We start from the raw sequence: 18,366 nt of genomic DNA, 5'->3' as shown, positions 1-18,366 counted from the left end.
AATGAAAGCACTTATCCGTGTTACCGGTGCTGTCCAGGGAGTTGGATACAGACCGTATGTAGCAGAGCTTGCAAATAAATATGAGCTCAGTGGAGAAGTGAAAAATCTTGGTGGTATTGCCCAGATAATTGCCGAGGGAGACGAAGAAAAAATCAGTTCATTTGTTAATGAACTAAAAAACTCTTCGCCTTCCGGAAGCATAGTTTTACATGTATCATTGGATTATCTTAAAAGTAGTGAACCGGAAAGTCTGAGCAGACATTCCGGTTTTCGTATTGTAGGAAGTAGCGGAGAATTTGATGAAACATATCTCCCTGTATTTCCACCGGATATTGGAATATGTCCTGACTGTATGAAAGAGTTGTTAGATAAAAAGGACAGGCGATATAGATATCCATTGATAAGCTGTGCTTCTTGCGGACCGAGATTTACTATATTAAAAGAACTTCCCTATGACAGAGAGACGACCACAATGGACGTCTTTTCAATGTGCAATGAATGCAGTTTGGAATATGGTGAGGGAAGAAGAAGGCACGCACAGACAATTTCCTGTCACAAATGCGGACCTCAAGTGATCTTACAAGAAAAGTCCAATGCATCTAAGGTGAAATGTAATGAACATGAATGCGAGGAAAATATAGAAACTCGTGAAGGCGATGAAGCCATCATTAGAGCAATTGAAATCCTACAAAATGGTGGAATAATCGGATTAAAGGGCATCGGTGGATATCAGCTCGTTGCAAGTCCTTATAATTTTGAGACTGTGCAAAGGCTCCGTGAAATTAAAGGCCGTGAGCAAAAGCCCTTTGCTATTATGTTCGATGATTTATCTGATATTGCAAAAATATGTAATGTATCGGAAATGGAAAAGGACTATCTTTTATCATCTGCAAGACCTATTGTTCTTCTTGATAAAAAAGAGGATCCTTTCGCTGAAAATGTCTGTGGATATTCAAGACAGATAGGAGCTTTCTTGCCATCTACAGGAGTTCATAAGCTTATTACTAAAGTATTTAAGGAACTCATAGTTACAAGTGGTAATATCTCCGGTGAGCCGATGATCATATCAGATGAGGAATTTAACCTCAAATTCTTCGATAAGATAGACGGTGTACTTTTTAATGAAAGAGAGATTCTAAGGCCGCTTGATGACTCTGTTATTCAGATTATAAAGAATTGTAAGGGAAAAGAATCTCCGAGGTTTGTAAGAAGAGCAAGAGGATACGTGCCACTTCCTCTTTTTTTGGAGAAAACTCTTAAAGAAAATGCGATATATGAAGCTTTTGGTGCGGATCTTAAAAATGCTTTTGCAATCGGATTTGGAGATAAGATAATTCAAAGTCAGTTTTTCGGAGATATGGAGGATTATAGTATCCTTAAGCTTCAGAAGAAGGAATTATCTGATTTTGAAAGGATTTTCAAGACAGCCAACTTAAAGGCGGACAGAAAAATCATTATTGCAGATTTACATCCGGGATATCATTCAACAGCTATTGCAAAAGACTATACTAAAGAGTCTGAAGAGATATTAGCAGACAAACATCAGGATATTGAATTTAAGCAAATTCAGCATCATCATGCACATATTGGATCCGTCATGGCTGAGCATGGACTTAAGGATTGCATAGGAGTCGCATTTGATGGAACAGGCTTTGGAACTGATAAGACGATATGGGGAAGTGAGTTCCTCATCTGCAGAGGCGGAGAATTTGAGAGAGCGGCACACTTTAAGCCTGTAAGAATAGTCGGACAGGACGAGGCTATGAAAAATGCCAGGGTTTCCGCTGCCTGTTATCTTTACGATGCAGGACTTGATATTCCGGCAAAAATGCTTAAGGATTCAGAGCTTCAGCTTTTGAAATCAGCACTAGAGAATAACATAAATGCCCATCCTAATTCCGGTATGGGGCGCTTATTTGATGCTGTAAGCTGTATTTTAGGTGTATGCGATTATAATTCGTATGAAGGTGAATGTGCAATAAGACTTCAAAATGCTGCCGAGGAGTATCTGGATAAAGTATCTGGAAACTATAGCTTTTATGATAAGACATCAGAGGACATCCTTTGCGGGGAATACATCGAAGAGCGCATTTTTTCGGATATGGTAGTTCTAAATGAAAAGGATGGAAGGCTCATCCCTGATATAAGTAGGGTGTTAGAGTATATGGTTTGTAACTTGGCAAGCGAGAATACAGGTAGACTTGCGTATGCATTTCATTATGCCCTTGCAGAGATCACCAAAGATTTATGCATTCGAATAAGTGAAAAATGCGGAATCCGAGATATATGCCTCTCGGGTGGTGTGTTTACAAACAGACTTCTTTTGGGATTATGTGAAAGGTTACTTGTAAAAGAAGGTTTTGTGGTATACTATAACCGCGTTTTTCCTACTAATGATCAGGGAATTAGTGTAGGTCAGATATATCTGGCTGATTTATGAGTTTAGAAAGGATATAAATATGTGCGTAGCAATACCGGGTCGCATTGTAGAACTTAACGGAACAAAGGCAACTGTAGATTTCTCGGGAAATACAGTTGAGGCAGAAGCCGGACTTGTAAAGGTTAAAATTGGAGACAGAGTTCTTGTTCATGCAGGCTGCATCATCCAGACAATGAGCGATGATGAGGCAGATGAAATGGAAGAGCTTTTCCGTGAAATCGAGGATATTCAGATTTAAGATATGAACAAATTAGAACTGATTAAAGAAAAACTAAAGGACTATGATGGAGAGGAACTCAGATTCATGGAAGTATGCGGGACACATACCGCTGCAATTTCCGAGAACGGAATCCATGGAATGATTTCTCCGAAAATACATCTTATTTCAGGACCCGGTTGTCCTGTCTGTGTAACAGTTACTGCAGTTATTGACCGGCTTACCGAGCTTTCACTTACTGAGAACACAACAGTTCTTACATTTGGTGATCTTATCAGAGTAAGAGGCTCAAAGATGAGCCTTGCTGATGCAAGAGCCATGGGCGGACGTGTCGAAATGCTTTATTCCCCCATGGATGCGGTTAAAATGGCAGCAAAAAATCCTGACAGAAATTATGTGTTTGCTGCTATAGGGTTTGAGACAACAACCCCTGTTTATGCAATGGTTTTAAAAGAGATTATTGCGCAGGATGTTCATAATTTAAAGCTTTTGACGTCGCTTAAGACGATGCCCGAGGTCATAAGGTGGGTTTGTAAAAATACCGACAATATAGATGGTTTTCTTGCTCCCGGGCATGTCAGCGTCATAACAGGCTCTGACCTGTTTAAACAGCTTTCCGAGGAAACAGGACTTCCGTTTGTGGTAGCAGGCTTTGACGGGCCGGGACTTTTAGCTGCTGTTTATGCACTTTGCGGAATGAGAGATAAGCCCGGATTAAAGAACGTTTACAAGAGTGCTGTTTCAGAAAATGGAAATGAATCAGCAAGAGAAGCGGTCGAAGAGTTTTTTGAACCCTGCGATGCTTCTTGGCGCGGGATGGGAATGATACCCGGTTCCGGAATGAGACTTAAAGAAAAGTACGGAGAATATGATGCCGGAAGCTATGGACTCGATGAGGATCATATGCCTCCCGGATGCAGCTGTGCGAGAGTCTTAACAGGCGAAATCTCACCGGAAGAGTGCCCTTTGTTTGGCAAAAAATGTACGCCTGAGGATGCTCATGGTGCATGTATGGTTTCTACTGAGGGAAGCTGCTATAACTACTATATTTCCGGAAGGAAAAAGAGATAAGGAATAAATTTAAATGAAAGTTACTATGGCACATGGAAGCGGCGGAGCTTCTACTACTGAGCTAATTGAAAATATATTTGCAAAGCATTTCAAAAACGAATACCTGGATCAGCTTGAGGATTCAGCTGTTGTTCCGGGGCATGAGAGACTTGCTGTTACAACGGATAGTTTTGTTGTTACGCCCTACTTTTTTCCGGGTGGAGATATAGGAAGGCTCTCGGTATGCGGCACTGTAAACGACCTTCTTATGAGCGGAGCTGTTCCAAAGTACATTACCTGTGGATGCATCCTTGAAGAAGGTATGGATCTTGATGATCTTGATAAGATAATCGAGTCAATGGCGAATACTGCCAAAGAAGCCGGAGTGGTAGTTGTAACCGGTGATACCAAGGTTGTTGAAAAACGTGGAGATTTTGGCGGAATAATGATAAATACTTCCGGCGTCGGCTTTATGCCTAAGGGAGTTTCATTATCACCCTCAGGTTGCAAAGACGGAGATGTGATAATTGTTTCCGGTAATCTGGGAGATCATCATGCAGCCATTTTGTCAGGCAGAATGAACATAAAGAACAGTATTGTATCTGATAATGCTCCGCTCGTAGAGATGAGCAGAGGTCTCATCGACGAAGGCATAAAAGTACATGCTATGCGTGATGTCACTCGTGGAGGCCTTGGAACGGTGTTACATGAGTTCTCAGGCGCTTCTGATTGTGAAATACATATTTATCAGGATAAGCTTCCGGTAAGTAATGAAGTGAGAGATTTTTGTAAAATGCTCGGTCTTGACCCTGTATATATGGGAAATGAAGGCAAAATGATAAGCGTGGTTGCAGGGGAAGATGCTGACAGAGCATTAAGCATAATAAGAAAATCCAAATATGGTGAGAATGCTGCTATTATCGGAGAGGTAAAAAAAGACGATAATTCTGGTGTAGTACTTCATACCGCAATTGGAGGAACAAGACTCATCGGACCTCTTTACGGAGAAGGATTACCGAGAATCTGTTGATGGGTGCCTTATTCTTTTCTTTTTAATTTGAAGGTACTGTGTTATAATGCACTATATGTTGTGTTTATAAGTAACTAATATCTATTATTGGTTCTAGTGTAATGCATATTTTGGAGTAGTATTATGAAATTTACCAGAGTAAATAAGGATACAGTTAACTGCATAATTACTGAAGATGATATGGATGAGCAGGGACTTCGTCTTGAGGATCTCTTTGATAAGAGTCAGGAGGCCATGGATTTCCTTCATGGTGTAATGGAGAAGGCTGCAGTTGAGGTTGACTATAAACCTCAGGGTGCATTCACCCCCATGCAGATAACAGTTCTTCCGGATCATTCGATTTCCCTTACTCTTTCTGAAAATACAGAGGGTGCTTTTGCGGATATGCTTAAGAACCTTACGGAGAAAGCCGGTCTCAGATTCCCTAAGAATTTCCTTGAGGAACTTGGCGATGTACCGGAGGAAGACAGAATTCCCAAGCTCAGTGAGTATCTCCAGAGTCTTAAGGATTTCACCAATTCTGTTAAGAACATGGTGGAGAAGACCGGTGAGGATATGAAGGACAATGGAGGCGATACGATTCCTGTTAAAAAGAAGAATCCTGTCAGACGTTCCAAAATTGAATCTGAGGATAAGAGCAGAAATACAAATGAACTCGAAAAAATTGGATTCAAGACCTTTGTATTTGAAATCAAAGACCTTCGTACCGCGATTTTGCTAAGTAAGCAGATCCCGGATTATGTTGTTATGGGAAGCTCCTTATATAGAAACCCTTCCAATAACAGTTTTTACATGGTATTTGACAGGAAAAATGAGAATGCAAAGACCTTTGCAGCTATTTTCTCTGTGTGCTATGAATTCGGAAAGTTTGTTACAACGAAGGATACTATTATCTGCCACATGGATGAGAGCTTTGATACAGTACTTAGCGGAGACGCTATTGAGAGACTCCGCAGTTTATAACTTTCGAAGAAGGACCACTGTATTTATAAATTTAGAGTTACCAAACGGGACGACTTCCAATGAAGGACGTTCCGTTTTTCGCATAAAAAGTGATTTAAGAATATATCTGGTGATATGGAAGAGATTAGATTAAATAAATTTATCGCGATGTGCGGAGTGTGTTCCAGGCGTGAAGCGGATAAGCTGATTGACGAGGGGAAGATAACCGTAGGTGGGCAAAGGGCTACGCAGGGCATGAAAGTCACTGAAAATGACGAAGTGATTTTTGATGGAAAGAGACTTAAGCTTAGCAGCGATAAAGTAGTAATTGCATATAATAAGCCTGTTGGAGTAGTGTGTACCGAAAAGGATGAACACGCAGAGAGAACAATTATCGAAGATCTCAAATTTGACAGGCGTGTGACCTACGCCGGGCGCCTTGATAAGGAATCCGAAGGACTAATGATCCTTACCGATGACGGGGACCTTATACAGGCTATGATGCGATCAAGGAACGGTCATGAAAAAGAATATCTTGTCGAGGTGGATAAAAAAATCACTGACAGGTTTTTACAGGATATGGAAAAAGGTGTATATCTAAGTGACCTTGATCAGACAACAAAGCCATGTAAGGCGGGAAAAATATCGGACACATGTTTTCGTATAATATTGACGCAAGGGCTAAACAGACAGATCAGGAGAATGTGTGCGGCTTTCGGCTACGAAGTTATTAAGCTAAAAAGAGTCAGGATATGCAATATTGAGCTTGGAGGGCTTAAATATTCTGAGTACAGGATTCTTGATGGCAAGGAGCTTTTGGACTTATACAAAATAGTCGGAATTAAGTAAAAGAAACTGGCATTTCTTTTTACGAGAATATGAAAAAACGCTCGAACAAGTGGGCAAATATTATTGGGGAGATTTTTAATGGCGGATTTAGAAATACAAAACAGATATAAAGAGCTTGCCGACAGGATCAGGCATAATATGGATCTTTACTACAACCAGGATGCGCCTGAGATATCTGATTATGAGTATGATCAGATGATGCAGGAACTCAAGAAAATGGAGAAGGAGTATCCTGAGCTTATTACAAAGGATTCTCCCAGCCAGATCATTGGAGGCACTGCTAAAAGAGAGGCGGGAGTTAAGGTAACGCATAATGTGCCTATGCTTTCAATAGAGGATGTGTTTGACAAGGAAGATGTGACTTCCTGGATTAATAAGGTCCATGAGAAGCATCCCGGAGCGGAGTTTTCCGTTGAACAAAAAATTGATGGACTTAGCATGACCCTCAGATATGAGGCAGATCCGGATAAACAGGGCTATATGAAGCTTGTTATGGCTGAGACCAGGGGAGACGGAAGAATAGGTGAGGATGTTACCATAAACGCGCTTGTTATTCCTGATGTTCAAAAAGAAATCAAATATGATGCCGAGTATCTTGAACTTCGAGGGGAAGTCTACATGTCTCACGAGGATTTCGACAGATTCAATGAGCAACAGGAAAAGCTTGGGAAAAAGCTCGCAGCAAATCCCAGAAACCTTGCTGCAGGTACTTTAAGGCAGCTTGATAGTGCAGTTACAAAAGAACGTGGCCTTAGAATGTTTGTATTCAATGTTCAGGATGGACCTGCTGAGCTTATGGAGAGCCATTGCAGAGCACTTGATACTCTTGAAGGCTTAGGAATACCGGTGGTAAGGCACAGATTATGTAGCAGTGCGGAAGATGTTCTTGCAGCTATTGATGCTATTGGCGAAGAGAGATTTGATCTTACCTTTGACCTTGACGGGGCAGTAATTAAGGTTGACCGAACAGCATGGAGAGATGACTTCCCGGCTGGCAGCAAATATTCCAGCGGACATATCGCTTATAAGTATCCGCCTGAAGAAAAAATAGTAGTTATGGATGAGATTATTGTAGATGTGGGAAGAACAGGTAAGCTTACATTTACAGGAAGCTTTCATGACAGAGAGACCGGAAAGCCGGCAAGACTTTGCGGCACTTCTGTTTCAAGGGCAACTCTTCATAATCAGGACTATATAAGGGATATGAAGATTGGTATAGGCGGTGCATATAAGCTCTTTAAGTCAGGAGAGATTATACCTAAGCTGAACGGATGCGTTGAAGAGCCTTCAGAGATTTACATGGCTCCGGAGAATTGTCCTGTATGTGGCCACAAGCTTGTGCGGGAGGAGGATACTGCGGATATAAGATGCGTTAATCCGACTTGCCCTGCTCAGGTTACAAGAACTATAGCGTATTTTACATCGAGGGATGCCATGAACATTATGGGACTTGGCGATACCTTAATAGAAGCACTTACAAAGGATGGATACCTCAAGAATTATGCCGATATTTATGAGCTTTATAAATATCGTGATGAGATGATTGAAAAAGGTATAATCGGTAAGGAAAAGAATACGGATAAGCTTTTGGCAGAGATTGAAAAGTCCAAGACAAATGATCCGGTTATGCTGCTTACGGGACTTGCAATAAGAAATGTCGGCAAGGCTACAGCAAGAGAGATCATGAAGCATGTTTCTGATCTGACGGATCTTTTCAAAATAACAGTGGATGGATTCTTATCCATGCCAGATATTGGAGAGACTACAGCAAATGACTTGTACGAGTTTTTCCATAATGAGGAGAATGAGCAGCTTATACTTAGAATGAAGGAAGCCGGCGTTAATATGACTGTTACAGAGGATGAGGGGGCTTCCGATAAGCTGAGTGGTATGACTATTGTAGTAACAGGTACATTGCCGACTCTTGGACGTAAAGAAGCTGAGGAACTCATAACGAAAAATGGTGGTAAGGCTGCAGGAAGTGTATCGAAAAAGACTTCAATGGTTCTTGCAGGAGAAGCTGCAGGAAGTAAACTGACTAAGGCTCAGGATCTTGGTATAAAAATAATCAGTGAAGCTGAGTTTTTGGAAATGATAAAATAATATACAGACCTTGTAGGAATCTACCTATATTCATAAGGTCAGGGGAGGATATGAAATGCCTATTAAGATTATGAATGATCTCCCGGTGCGGGGAATACTTGAAAAAGAGAACATCTTTGTTGTGGATGAGAACCGCGCTATGCATCAGGATATTCGTTCTTTGAATATTTGTATATTGAATCTGATGCCCTTAAAAGAGGATACTGAGCTTCAGCTCTTAAGATCCTTATCAAATACGCCTCTTCAGATTGACGTATCATTTATGAGGGTTTCGAGCCATAAATCGCTCAATACTTCACCCAACCATCTTAACAGGTTCTATCATACCTTTGATGAACTTAAGGAAAATACCTATGATGGTCTTATTATTACCGGCGCACCGGTAGAGCAGATGGAGTTCGAAGAGGTTGATTATTGGAATGAACTCTGTGATATTTTTGAGTGGTCCAAAACTAATGTAACATCAACCTTCCATATTTGTTGGGGAGCTCAGGCTGGACTATATTATCATTATGGAATACAAAAAAGACCACTGCAGGAGAAGCTTTTCGGACTTTTTGAGCATACTGTTCAGAATAGAAAGGTGCCGCTTGTAAGAGGATTTGATGATGTTTTCTTAATGCCACATTCAAGACATACTGAATCGCCTTCAGCTGATATTCATGCCTGCAAGGATCTGGTGGTTTTAGCCGAATCTACAGTAGCAGGAGTTTTCCTGTGCATGAGCCGTGATGGAAAGAACATCTTCGTAATGGGACATGCTGAGTATGACAGATTGACTCTTCATAACGAATACATTCGTGATCTCAGTAAGGATCTGCCTATTCATATACCTGAAAACTATTATCCCGATGATGATCCGGATAATACTCCCAGACTCACATGGAGATCACACTGTAACAATCTTTACTCAAACTGGCTTGATTATTATGTATATCAGGCAACTCCATATCAGTGGGGACAGATACTCAATGAGGAGAGAAAGCTTAAGGCAACGAAAATTCTGACTGAAGAAAATAGTAAGAATTGACTTTATAAAACATAAAAGTTTTATGAAAAAAGACTAATATCCACCGCAAACGCTAGTAAATAAGGTAAAATGTTATATATCGATTATGTTTATCAATGCAGATTTACGTCTGCGGAAAAGGGGTATGCGATGGGTTTAGATCTTGAAGAGGAAGAGAAGGAAGTTAAGACCACAACTAAGACCAGAACCAAGAGAACCAAAGAACTTCTTGAAGAAAATGCTAAGAAGATGGAAGAACTTAAGGCTGAGCATGCCAATATGGAAAAAGAGATTGATGATCTCGATAAAGAAGCAGCAGCTCTTGGAGATAAAGATGCGCTGGATTTAAAAATCAGCCATGAGAAGTTTGGTAAGGGAACCATTGTTAAGCAGGAAGGCAAATACATCGAAGTTGAGTTTTCTGATGTGGTAAAGAAGTTCGTTCTTCCCGGAGCCATAGCTGACGGATATTTAAAAATTGAAGATGAAGGTCTTCTTGATTATTTTAAGAAGAGGAATGATGTACACAACCGTTCACTAAAAGCTCATTTAGCTCTTAGGTCTAATGAGTTTGCTATGGAGCGTCTTCAGGATGACATAGATAAGCTTAAGGATAAAGCTAAATAAATTAGAACATTATTACAGCCGGTGCAATTGCACCGGCTGTTACTGCTTTATAAACTATTATGAAATTGCCTTTGCTTCTTCCAGTCTTACTTCCTCTTGTGCTTTGGTATGAGCAGTAGAGAGCATAAGCTTGATTCTGTTAAGCTGATTTACTTCACTGGCACCCGGATCGTAGTCAATTGCTACAATGTTGCAGCCGGGATAAAGCTTTCTCATCTGCTTGATAACACCCTTACCTACTACGTGGTTTGGGAGACATCCAAAGGGCTGTGTGCAGACGATATTGGAAGCACCTTCCTTAATGAGCTCAACCATCTCACCAGTGAGGAACCATCCTTCACCGGTCTGGTTACCGATTGAAACTATAGGCTTTGCATATTCAACGAGCTTGTAGATGCTTGTGGGAGCATCGAAGTGAACACTCTTTTCAAATGCTTTTGTTGCACCACCGCGGAGTCTTTCAAGAGCCCAGATTCCTGCTCTGCAAAAAGCCTTTGTCTTAGCACTTGTTCCGAGGTGATCAGCCTTGTATATCTGATTGTAGAAGCAGTAGAGCATGAAGTCCAAAAGATCAGGAACTACTGCCTCGGCACCTTCTGATTCCAACAACTCTACAAGATGATTATTGGCAGCCGGTGCAAACTTAACAAGGATCTCACCAACAACACCAACTCTAGGTTTGATTTCATCCGTTATCTCGATTTTATCAAAGTCCTCAACAATCTCTTTGCACATGCGCTGGAACTTAAAGAAACTCATATGCTTTTCGGATACGAAGCTTATGCATTTCTTCTTCCATTTTTCGTGAAGAGCATTAACAGATCCGGGTACCTTCTCATAAGGACGCATACGATATACGCATCTCATGAATATATCTCCAAATACAGCACCATAAGCAGCTCTCTGAAGAAGCTCTAAGTTAATATGGAAGCCGGGGTTAGCCTCGAGTTTACTAAGGTTAGCAGAGATAACCGGTACCTGCTCCATGCCGGCTTTTCTAAGAGCACGTCTGATAAAACCAACATAGTTAGTAGCACGGCAACCACCACCTGTCTGACTCATAAGTACTGCAGTTTTGTTAAGGTCATATTTGCCTGAATGAAGCTCATCCATAATCTGACCTACAACCCAGAGTGAAGGATAGCATGCATCATTGTTTACATATTTAAGACCCATGTCGATAGCATGCTTATTGTCGTTTTGCATTACAACAATATTGTAGCCGCAGGCAGCCATGGCAGGCTCTATGATGTCGAAGTGAATAGGAGACATCTGCGGTACGAGGATTGTGTAATTCTGTCTCATTTCCTCTGTGAAAAGCTTCCTGTTAATGGCTGTTGAGCCGATCTGACGCTCACGGTTTTCCTTCTGAGCTCTTACGCGAATAGCAGCAAGGAGTGAACGTACTCTTATTCTGGCACTACCTAAATTGTTGACCTCATCGATCTTTAGGCAGGTATAAATCTTATCAGAACCTGAAAGGATATCGTTAACCTGATCAGTTGTTACAGCGTCAAGACCGCATCCGAAGGAATTGAGCTGAATGAGATCAAGGTCATCTCTGGTGCGGACAAAGCTTGCTGCAGCATACAGACGTGAGTGGTACATCCACTGGTCAGATACGATAAGCGGTCTCTCAGGTGTTCCAAGATGGGATACGGAATCCTCAGTAAGGACTGCTACACCATAGGAGCAGATCATATCAGGTATACCGTGGTTGATCTCGGGATCCACATGATAGGGACGACCGGCAACAACGATACCGTGCTTATTATTTTCCTTCATCCAGCGAAGAGTCTCTTCACCCTTTTTACGGATATCGTCTCTGGCTATTTCCATTTCATGCCAGCCATCCTTTGCAGCGCTTATGATCTCGCCGGCAGGAATTTCTGAAAACTCCTTAACGAGAGCGTCGGTTGCAGTTTTAAGACTTGTAAATGACATGAAGGGGTTTCTGAGCTTTACTTTGCCTTCTGTTATTGATTCAACATTATTCTTGATGTTCTCGGAATAAGAGGTAACAATAGGGCAGTTGTAGTGGTTTGTTGCACCTTCTACCTCATCTCTCTCATAGAAAAGTCCGGGATAGAAGATAAAGTCCACGTTATTTCTGATAAGCCATTCAATATGTCCGTGAGAGATCTTAGCAGGGTAGCATTCTGATTCACTGGGAATAGATTCAATACCGAGCTCATAGATCTGATGTGTTGATCTGGGTGACAAAACAACGCGATATCCAAGCTTGGTGAAGAATGTAAACCAGAAAGGATAATTTTCATAGAAATTAAGCACTCTGGGTATACCAACTGTTCCGCGCTTTGCCTCGACTTCATTAAGCGGCTTGTAATCGAAAATTCTCTTATATTTATAATCAAAAAGATTAGGGATACCTGCAGCATTTTTAACTTTACCGATACCGCGCTCACAGCGATTACCGGAAATGTGCTGACGTCCGCCTGTGAATTTGTTGATAGTGAGGCGGCAGTGGTTTGTACATCCCTGACAGGTTGTCATGCTTGTTGAATACTCAAGTTTATTGATCTGATCAATAGTAAGCATGGTGGTCTTAGAGCTGTTTTTCTCATGGAATCTGTTTCTTGCTATAAGAGCAGCACCGAACGCACCCATGATTCCTGCGATATCAGGACGAGTAACCTGGGCACCTGAAATCTTCTCAAAAGCCTTGAGTACAGCATCGTTATAGAATGTTCCACCCTGTACTACAATATGGTCTCCGAGTTCTTTTGCGTCAGAAACCTTGATAACCTTGAAAAGAGCATTCTTAATAACAGAGTATGCAAGACCTGCTGAAATATCAGCGACAGAAGCACCTTCCTTCTGTGCCTGCTTAACTCGTGAATTCATGAATACAGTACAACGTGTTCCGAGATCTATGGGAGCTTCAGCAAAAAGAGCGATCTTTGCAAAATCCTGAACACTATAATTAAGGGACTTTGCGAAGGTCTCAATAAAGCTTCCGCAACCTGAAGAGCATGCTTCATTAAGCTGAACACTGTCTACAGTCTCGTTTTTTATATGAATGCATTTCATATCCTGACCGCCGATATCAAGAATACAATCAACCTCAGGATCAAAGAATGCAGCAGCATTGTAGTGAGCTATTGTCTCTACCTCACCATCATCAAGCATAAGAGCGGATTTTAGCAAAGCCTCTCCATAACCTGTAGAGCAGGAGCGGGCAATGTTAACGCCTTCAGGCATAAGCTTATATATCTCCTGGATGGAGCTGATAGCAGTTTTTAAAGGACTTCCGTTATTGCTTGAATAAAATGAATATAAAAGATCACCGTCTTCTGATACCAGTGCGCATTTTGTTGTGGTTGAACCTGCGTCAATTCCGAGAAAAGCATTGCCTCTATAGTTATCAAGCTTAGCCGTTTTTACGCGATAATTGTTCTGACGGTCTAAGAACTCCTTATACTCGTCCTCAGATTCAAAAAGAGGCTCGAGTCGAGAAACTTCGGCAGCCATAGTTATCTTGTGACTGAGCTTGCCAATCATATCAACCATTGAATAGAAGCAATCTTCCTTTGCGTTCATAGCTGAACCGATTGCAGCAAACAGATGAGAATTGTCTGTATCTATAATATGCTCATCATCAAGCTTCAATGTGCGGATAAAAGCTTCCTTAAGCTCGGAAAGGAAATGAAGAGGACCACCAAGGAAAGCGATATGACCGCGGATAGGCTTACCGCAGGCAAGTCCGCTGATAGTCTGATTAACAACTGCCTGGAAAATTGAAGCAGCGAGATCTTCCTTAGTCGCACCTTCGTTGATAAGAGGCTGAATATCTGATTTTGCAAATACACCGCAGCGTGCAGCTATGGTGTAGAGTGACTGATAATTCTTGGCATAGTCATTAAGACCCGATGCATCTGTCTGAAGAAGAGATGCCATTTGGTCAATAAAGGAGCCTGTACCACCTGCACAGATACCATTCATTCGCTGCTCAACATTACCGTCTTCAAAGTAAATAATCTTGGCATCTTCACCACCAAGCTCAATTGCTACATCAGTTTTCGGAGCAAGAGCCTTAAGTGCGGTAGATACGGATATAACTTCCTGAACAAAAGGAACTTCAAGGTGGCTGGCAAGAGTCAGTCCGCCAGATCCTGTTATAACCGGATGAAGAGTGACATTACCGCTTACCTTAGCTGCATCCTGAAGAAGTGATAAAAGGGTCTCCTGAATGTTGGCAAAATGTCTCTTATAATCTGAAAAGACAATATTTCTGTCAGCATCCATAAGTGCGATTTTGACAGTCGTAGAACCTATATCAATACCAAGCGTGTAGTCCTTTGAAATCATAAATAAAAACCTCTGAACCTTAAAACTTTAAAATGTGTACTGTAACTACTTATATTTATATTGCTAATAAAAAGCGCATTACGCTACATTATAATCTAAGAAACTTTAAAAATCAATTATGCAAACTGAGGTGCAAAAGGCCCAAAAGTGTGATAAACTCTTAAAGAAATGCGTATTCTGCGCAATAAAATTGAACCTTTAAAAAGGGATTTGATTGGAGTATTATGAGCGAATTTGAGAAGAAATTTGGAAAATATGCTATAAGGAATCTGACTTTGATTCTGATAATTTGTTATATCATAGGCTATATTTTAAGATTTGCGCCTGTTTTGTCGGGATTATTAAATTACCTGACTCTGAATCCATATGCTATTCTTCATGGACAGGTATGGAGACTTGTGACCTGGATAATCGTACCACCGTCAGAGAGTAATCTGTTTTTCGTGCTGATTATGCTGTACTTTTACTATTCCATTGGTACTACGATGGAGAGAGTTTGGGGAGAATATAAGTATAATCTCTATATATTCACAGGACTTCTTTTGATGATCATTGCATCATTTTTATCTTATGCATATGTAATGATCATGTATGGTTCAGATCTTGGTAGCACGGAAATATCCATGCTTATGCAGACAATTTCATATGTTTTCAGCACATATTATATAAATATGTCGATTCTGCTTGCATTTGCAGCGACCTTCCCTGACAATGTCGTACTTTTTATGTTTATAATTCCGCTCAAGATGAAGTGGCTTGGAATAGTTTATGGCTGTTGGCTTGCATTTGAAGCAATTTCGGCATTTTTAGGTGGTAATATCTATCTGTTCTTTGCAATTACAGCCTCACTTCTTACATTTGCGATTTTCTGGTTTTCAGGTGGCCGTCTTATGCACCTTCGTCCCAAGGAGGTTAAGAGAAGGAATGACTTTAAGCGTTCAGTGAAGATAACACCTCCAGGCATAACTAAGCATAAATGCGCAGTATGCGGCAGATCTGAGAATGATGATCCGACTCTGGAATTCAGATTCTGCTCTAAGTGCAATGGCAATTATGAGTATTGCCAGGAGCATTTGTTTACACATACTCATGTAAAGTGATTAAATAGTGTATTCGTAATAAGGCTGATTTTAACTAGCCTGAGAAAGAACTGAATTACAAAGGGGATTTATATGTCTAATCTTGATAATAAAGAACAGGAATTTGCCAAGACCTTGTCTGAGCTTACAAAGCATGCAAGGAGACAGGGTGGAACTGTTACGGAAGATGAAATAAGGGATGCATTTGAGGCACTCGAACTTAGTGATGCACAGTACAGCCTTATTTATGATTACTTAAAAGCACACAATATTGGTGTGGGTGAAGCAATTGATTCAACAGAATATTTAAGCGAAGAGGAGACGGGCTATCTCTCGGAATATCTTGAGGAGCTCTCTATGCTTGAAACTGTTTCGGATGGTGAAAAAGAGGCTATAACTATAGCTGCGATGGCCGGTGAAGCAGATGCAAAGAAAAGACTTGTTGAGCTCAGTCTCCCTATGGTCGTTGATGTTGCTAAGCTCTATGCTGAGCAGGGCGTTTTACTGGAGGACCTTATTGGGGAAGGGAATATCGCTCTTATGAAGGCGTCAAATGATCTTTCTTCAGTTGATGACCATAAGGAATGTGATGCTTATCTGGCACAGATGGTAATGGATGCCATGGAAAATCTGATTGAAGATGATGCTGCTGAAACCGCAAGGGCACAGAAAGCAGTTCGGCTTGTTCAGGAGGTAGCGGACAAGGCCAAGGAACTTGCCGATGAACTTAGAAGAAGCTGCACGGTTGATGAACTTGCAGAAGAGACAGGCTGGGAGAAATCAAAGATACTCGAAGCTATAAAGGCATGCGGTAATCAGATAGAGGATATTAGTTATACTCCTGAAAATAAATAATTTAATCATTAGTGAAAATTGAAATAATTTTGTTGATGAGATTATAAAAATGCCGGCTGTTTTTGTTAGCCGGCAAAAATTATGACAGGTGTGGCAAATATTGGACACCGAAAATGATAATATCAGTTTAGAGCAAAGGGGATAAGTGCTTGTATAACATTGTAAACGAGGATGATTTTAAATACATGATGCAGGATGTTTCAAGATATTATTTTGGAGCAAGACTCAGCTATAAGGATATCCTCGCGGATGAAATGGCACCGTTCAAGTTTAAGACTATTGTTGAGAGATACATTATAAAAGATATGGATCCCTCAACAACCCTGGAAAGTCATCTCTACTATATCACTGAGGAGGACTATGAGTTCCGCGTATATAAGCAGCTTAAGTCCAAGATCAGAGTCAGTCAGTTGAGAAAAGGCAAAGCTGATCATTATCAGGAAAAAATCTATACCATGAATGAATTTGCTGCTATTTCTGCAGAAGAGAAGGAAAAAGCAGGAATGATCGTAAGGGAGCTTGTAATCTCTAAGCTTGCTTTGTTTGCGTTCTCAGTGTGATAGGTGGAAGATAAATATTTCTTGTTGACTTTTCCATTTTGTATGTGTAATATACAAAAGTCTTAATTATGGCGTGTCGCCAATTTTTCCATTTTTTATTTGTTTATAGGTAAAAATTTGAGTTTTTTTATGTTGACACAAACGAACATTTGTTTTATTATCATTACAGAACGCTTGTTCTGAAAGAAAAGGAGAAGATCAGTATGGAAAGAGAAGATAAGCAGAAAGCATTAGAGGCAGCACTTGGTCAGATTGAGAAGCAATTTGGTAAGGGTGCAGTTATGAAGCTTGGTGATCCTTCAGCACAGATGAGCGTGGAGACTACTCCCACAGGTTCACTTAGCCTTGATATAGCACTTGGTCTTGGAGGTATTCCTAAGGGACGTATTGTTGAGATTTATGGACCGGAATCCAGTGGTAAGACCACAGTTACACTTCACATGATCGCAGAGGTTCAGAAGAGAGGCGGCATTGCAGGATTCATTGATGCTGAGCATGCTCTTGATCCGGTATATGCTAAGAACATCGGTGTTGATGTTGATAATCTTTATATTTCTCAGCCTGATTCAGGTGAGCAGGCACTGGAGATCTGTGAGACAATGGTACGCTCAGGCGCTATCGATATAGTTGTTGTAGACTCTGTAGCAGCGCTTGTTCCCAAGGCAGAGATTGATGGAGATATGGGTGATTCTCATGTTGGTCTTCAGGCGAGACTTATGTCACAGGCTCTTCGTAAGCTTACAGCTGTTATCAGCAAATCCAACTGTACAGTTATATTTATAAATCAGCTTCGTGAGAAGGTTGGCGTTATGTTCGGTAATCCGGAGACCACAACCGGCGGACGTGCCCTTAAGTTCTATTCATCAGTCAGAATGGATGTCAGAAGAATTGAGACTCTTAAGCAGAGTGGTGAATCTATCGGTAACCGCACCAGAGTCAAGATTGTTAAGAATAAGATTGCACCGCCGTTTAAAGAGGCAGAATTCGATATCATGTATGGCAAGGGAATTTCTTATACAGGAGATGTTCTTGATCTTGCTGCAGCAGTTGATATTGTTAACAAGAGCGGAGCATGGTATCAGTACGGCAGTGATAAGATCGGACAGGGACGTGAGAATGCAAAGACATATCTTGCAGAGCACCCCGAGGTTCTTGAAGAGATCGCTGCTAAGGTAAGAGCGCATTATGGTCTTGAAGGTGGCGAAGAGGCTAAGGGAGAAGAGCCTGTAGCCACAGGAAAAAAGACTAAGACATCAAAAACAGAAGAGGCATAACA

Annotated in this window: 14 protein-coding genes; 13 read left to right on the top strand and 1 reads right to left on the bottom strand. The window is 41.0% G+C overall.

The genetic code is table 11. The features are described 5' to 3' along the window. Position 1: 1 nt before the first annotated feature. The 9 genes from hypF to G586_RS0103300 all read left to right on the top strand — a co-directional run bounded on the left by hypF (position 2) and on the right by G586_RS0103300 (position 10,267). Complete coding sequence (hypF, locus tag G586_RS0103340; protein ID WP_026526573.1) at positions 2-2,440, top strand: carbamoyltransferase HypF; 2,439 nt, start codon at positions 2-4, stop codon at positions 2,438-2,440. Between the two features lie 19 nt (positions 2,441-2,459). Beyond that, positions 2,460-2,678, top strand: a complete 219-nt coding sequence (locus G586_RS0103335) for a HypC/HybG/HupF family hydrogenase formation chaperone (RefSeq protein WP_026526572.1) — start codon at positions 2,460-2,462, stop codon at positions 2,676-2,678. A 3-nt stretch (positions 2,679-2,681) separates the two neighbouring features. After that, entirely contained in the window at positions 2,682-3,728 is a 1,047-nt protein-coding gene (gene hypD, locus G586_RS0103330) for a hydrogenase formation protein HypD (protein WP_026526571.1), read from the top strand. 13 nt (positions 3,729-3,741) lie between these two features. Then, complete coding sequence (gene hypE / locus G586_RS0103325) at positions 3,742-4,737, top strand: hydrogenase expression/formation protein HypE (protein WP_026526570.1); 996 nt, start codon at positions 3,742-3,744, stop codon at positions 4,735-4,737. Positions 4,738-4,860: 123 nt separating this feature from the next. Next, positions 4,861-5,700, top strand: coding sequence for an adaptor protein MecA (locus G586_RS0103320; RefSeq protein WP_026526569.1), 840 nt, complete (start codon positions 4,861-4,863; stop codon positions 5,698-5,700). Positions 5,701-5,814: 114 nt separating this feature from the next. Then, positions 5,815-6,528: a pseudouridine synthase gene (locus G586_RS0103315; protein ID WP_051204470.1), complete on the top strand. Its 714-nt coding sequence runs from the start codon at positions 5,815-5,817 to the stop codon at positions 6,526-6,528. Between the two features lie 78 nt (positions 6,529-6,606). Further along, positions 6,607-8,631 (top strand): NAD-dependent DNA ligase LigA, encoded by a 2,025-nt coding sequence (gene ligA / locus G586_RS0103310; RefSeq protein ID WP_026526567.1) that lies wholly within the window; start codon positions 6,607-6,609, stop codon positions 8,629-8,631. Between the two features lie 55 nt (positions 8,632-8,686). Continuing rightward, the gene (gene metA, locus G586_RS0103305; RefSeq protein WP_026526566.1) at positions 8,687-9,661 is read left to right on the top strand and encodes a homoserine O-acetyltransferase MetA; all 975 of its coding nucleotides are present in this window, start codon (positions 8,687-8,689) and stop codon (positions 9,659-9,661) included. A 129-nt stretch (positions 9,662-9,790) separates the two neighbouring features. After that, positions 9,791-10,267 (top strand): hypothetical protein, encoded by a 477-nt coding sequence (locus G586_RS0103300; RefSeq protein ID WP_026526565.1) that lies wholly within the window; start codon positions 9,791-9,793, stop codon positions 10,265-10,267. A 57-nt stretch (positions 10,268-10,324) separates the two neighbouring features. Here the strand turns inward: G586_RS0103300 and G586_RS0103295 are convergent, their stop codons facing one another. Then, positions 10,325-14,596, bottom strand: a complete 4,272-nt coding sequence (locus G586_RS0103295; protein ID WP_026526564.1) for a 2-hydroxyacyl-CoA dehydratase — start codon at positions 14,594-14,596, stop codon at positions 10,325-10,327. Between the two features lie 224 nt (positions 14,597-14,820). On the opposite strand from G586_RS0103295, the gene G586_RS0103290 reads away from it, so the two are divergent. The 4 genes from G586_RS0103290 (at position 14,821) to recA (ending at position 18,364) form a co-directional block, all read left to right on the top strand. Beyond that, positions 14,821-15,696 (top strand): membrane protein, encoded by an 876-nt coding sequence (locus tag G586_RS0103290; RefSeq protein WP_026526563.1) that lies wholly within the window; start codon positions 14,821-14,823, stop codon positions 15,694-15,696. Between the two features lie 72 nt (positions 15,697-15,768). Then, positions 15,769-16,530, top strand: coding sequence for an RNA polymerase sigma factor region1.1 domain-containing protein (locus tag G586_RS0103285; RefSeq protein WP_035772351.1), 762 nt, complete (start codon positions 15,769-15,771; stop codon positions 16,528-16,530). Between the two features lie 149 nt (positions 16,531-16,679). After that, complete coding sequence (locus G586_RS0103280; protein WP_026526561.1) at positions 16,680-17,090, top strand: hypothetical protein; 411 nt, start codon at positions 16,680-16,682, stop codon at positions 17,088-17,090. A gap of 203 nt (positions 17,091-17,293) precedes the next feature. Then, complete coding sequence (recA, locus tag G586_RS0103275) at positions 17,294-18,364, top strand: recombinase RecA (protein ID WP_026526560.1); 1,071 nt, start codon at positions 17,294-17,296, stop codon at positions 18,362-18,364. Positions 18,365-18,366: the final 2 nt, after the last annotated feature.

The organism is Butyrivibrio sp. VCD2006, assembly GCF_000423925.1.
In the GTDB taxonomy this organism is placed as follows: Bacteria; Bacillota; Clostridia; order Lachnospirales; family Lachnospiraceae; genus Butyrivibrio.
This window is presented reverse-complemented; position numbering and strand designations above follow the sequence as displayed.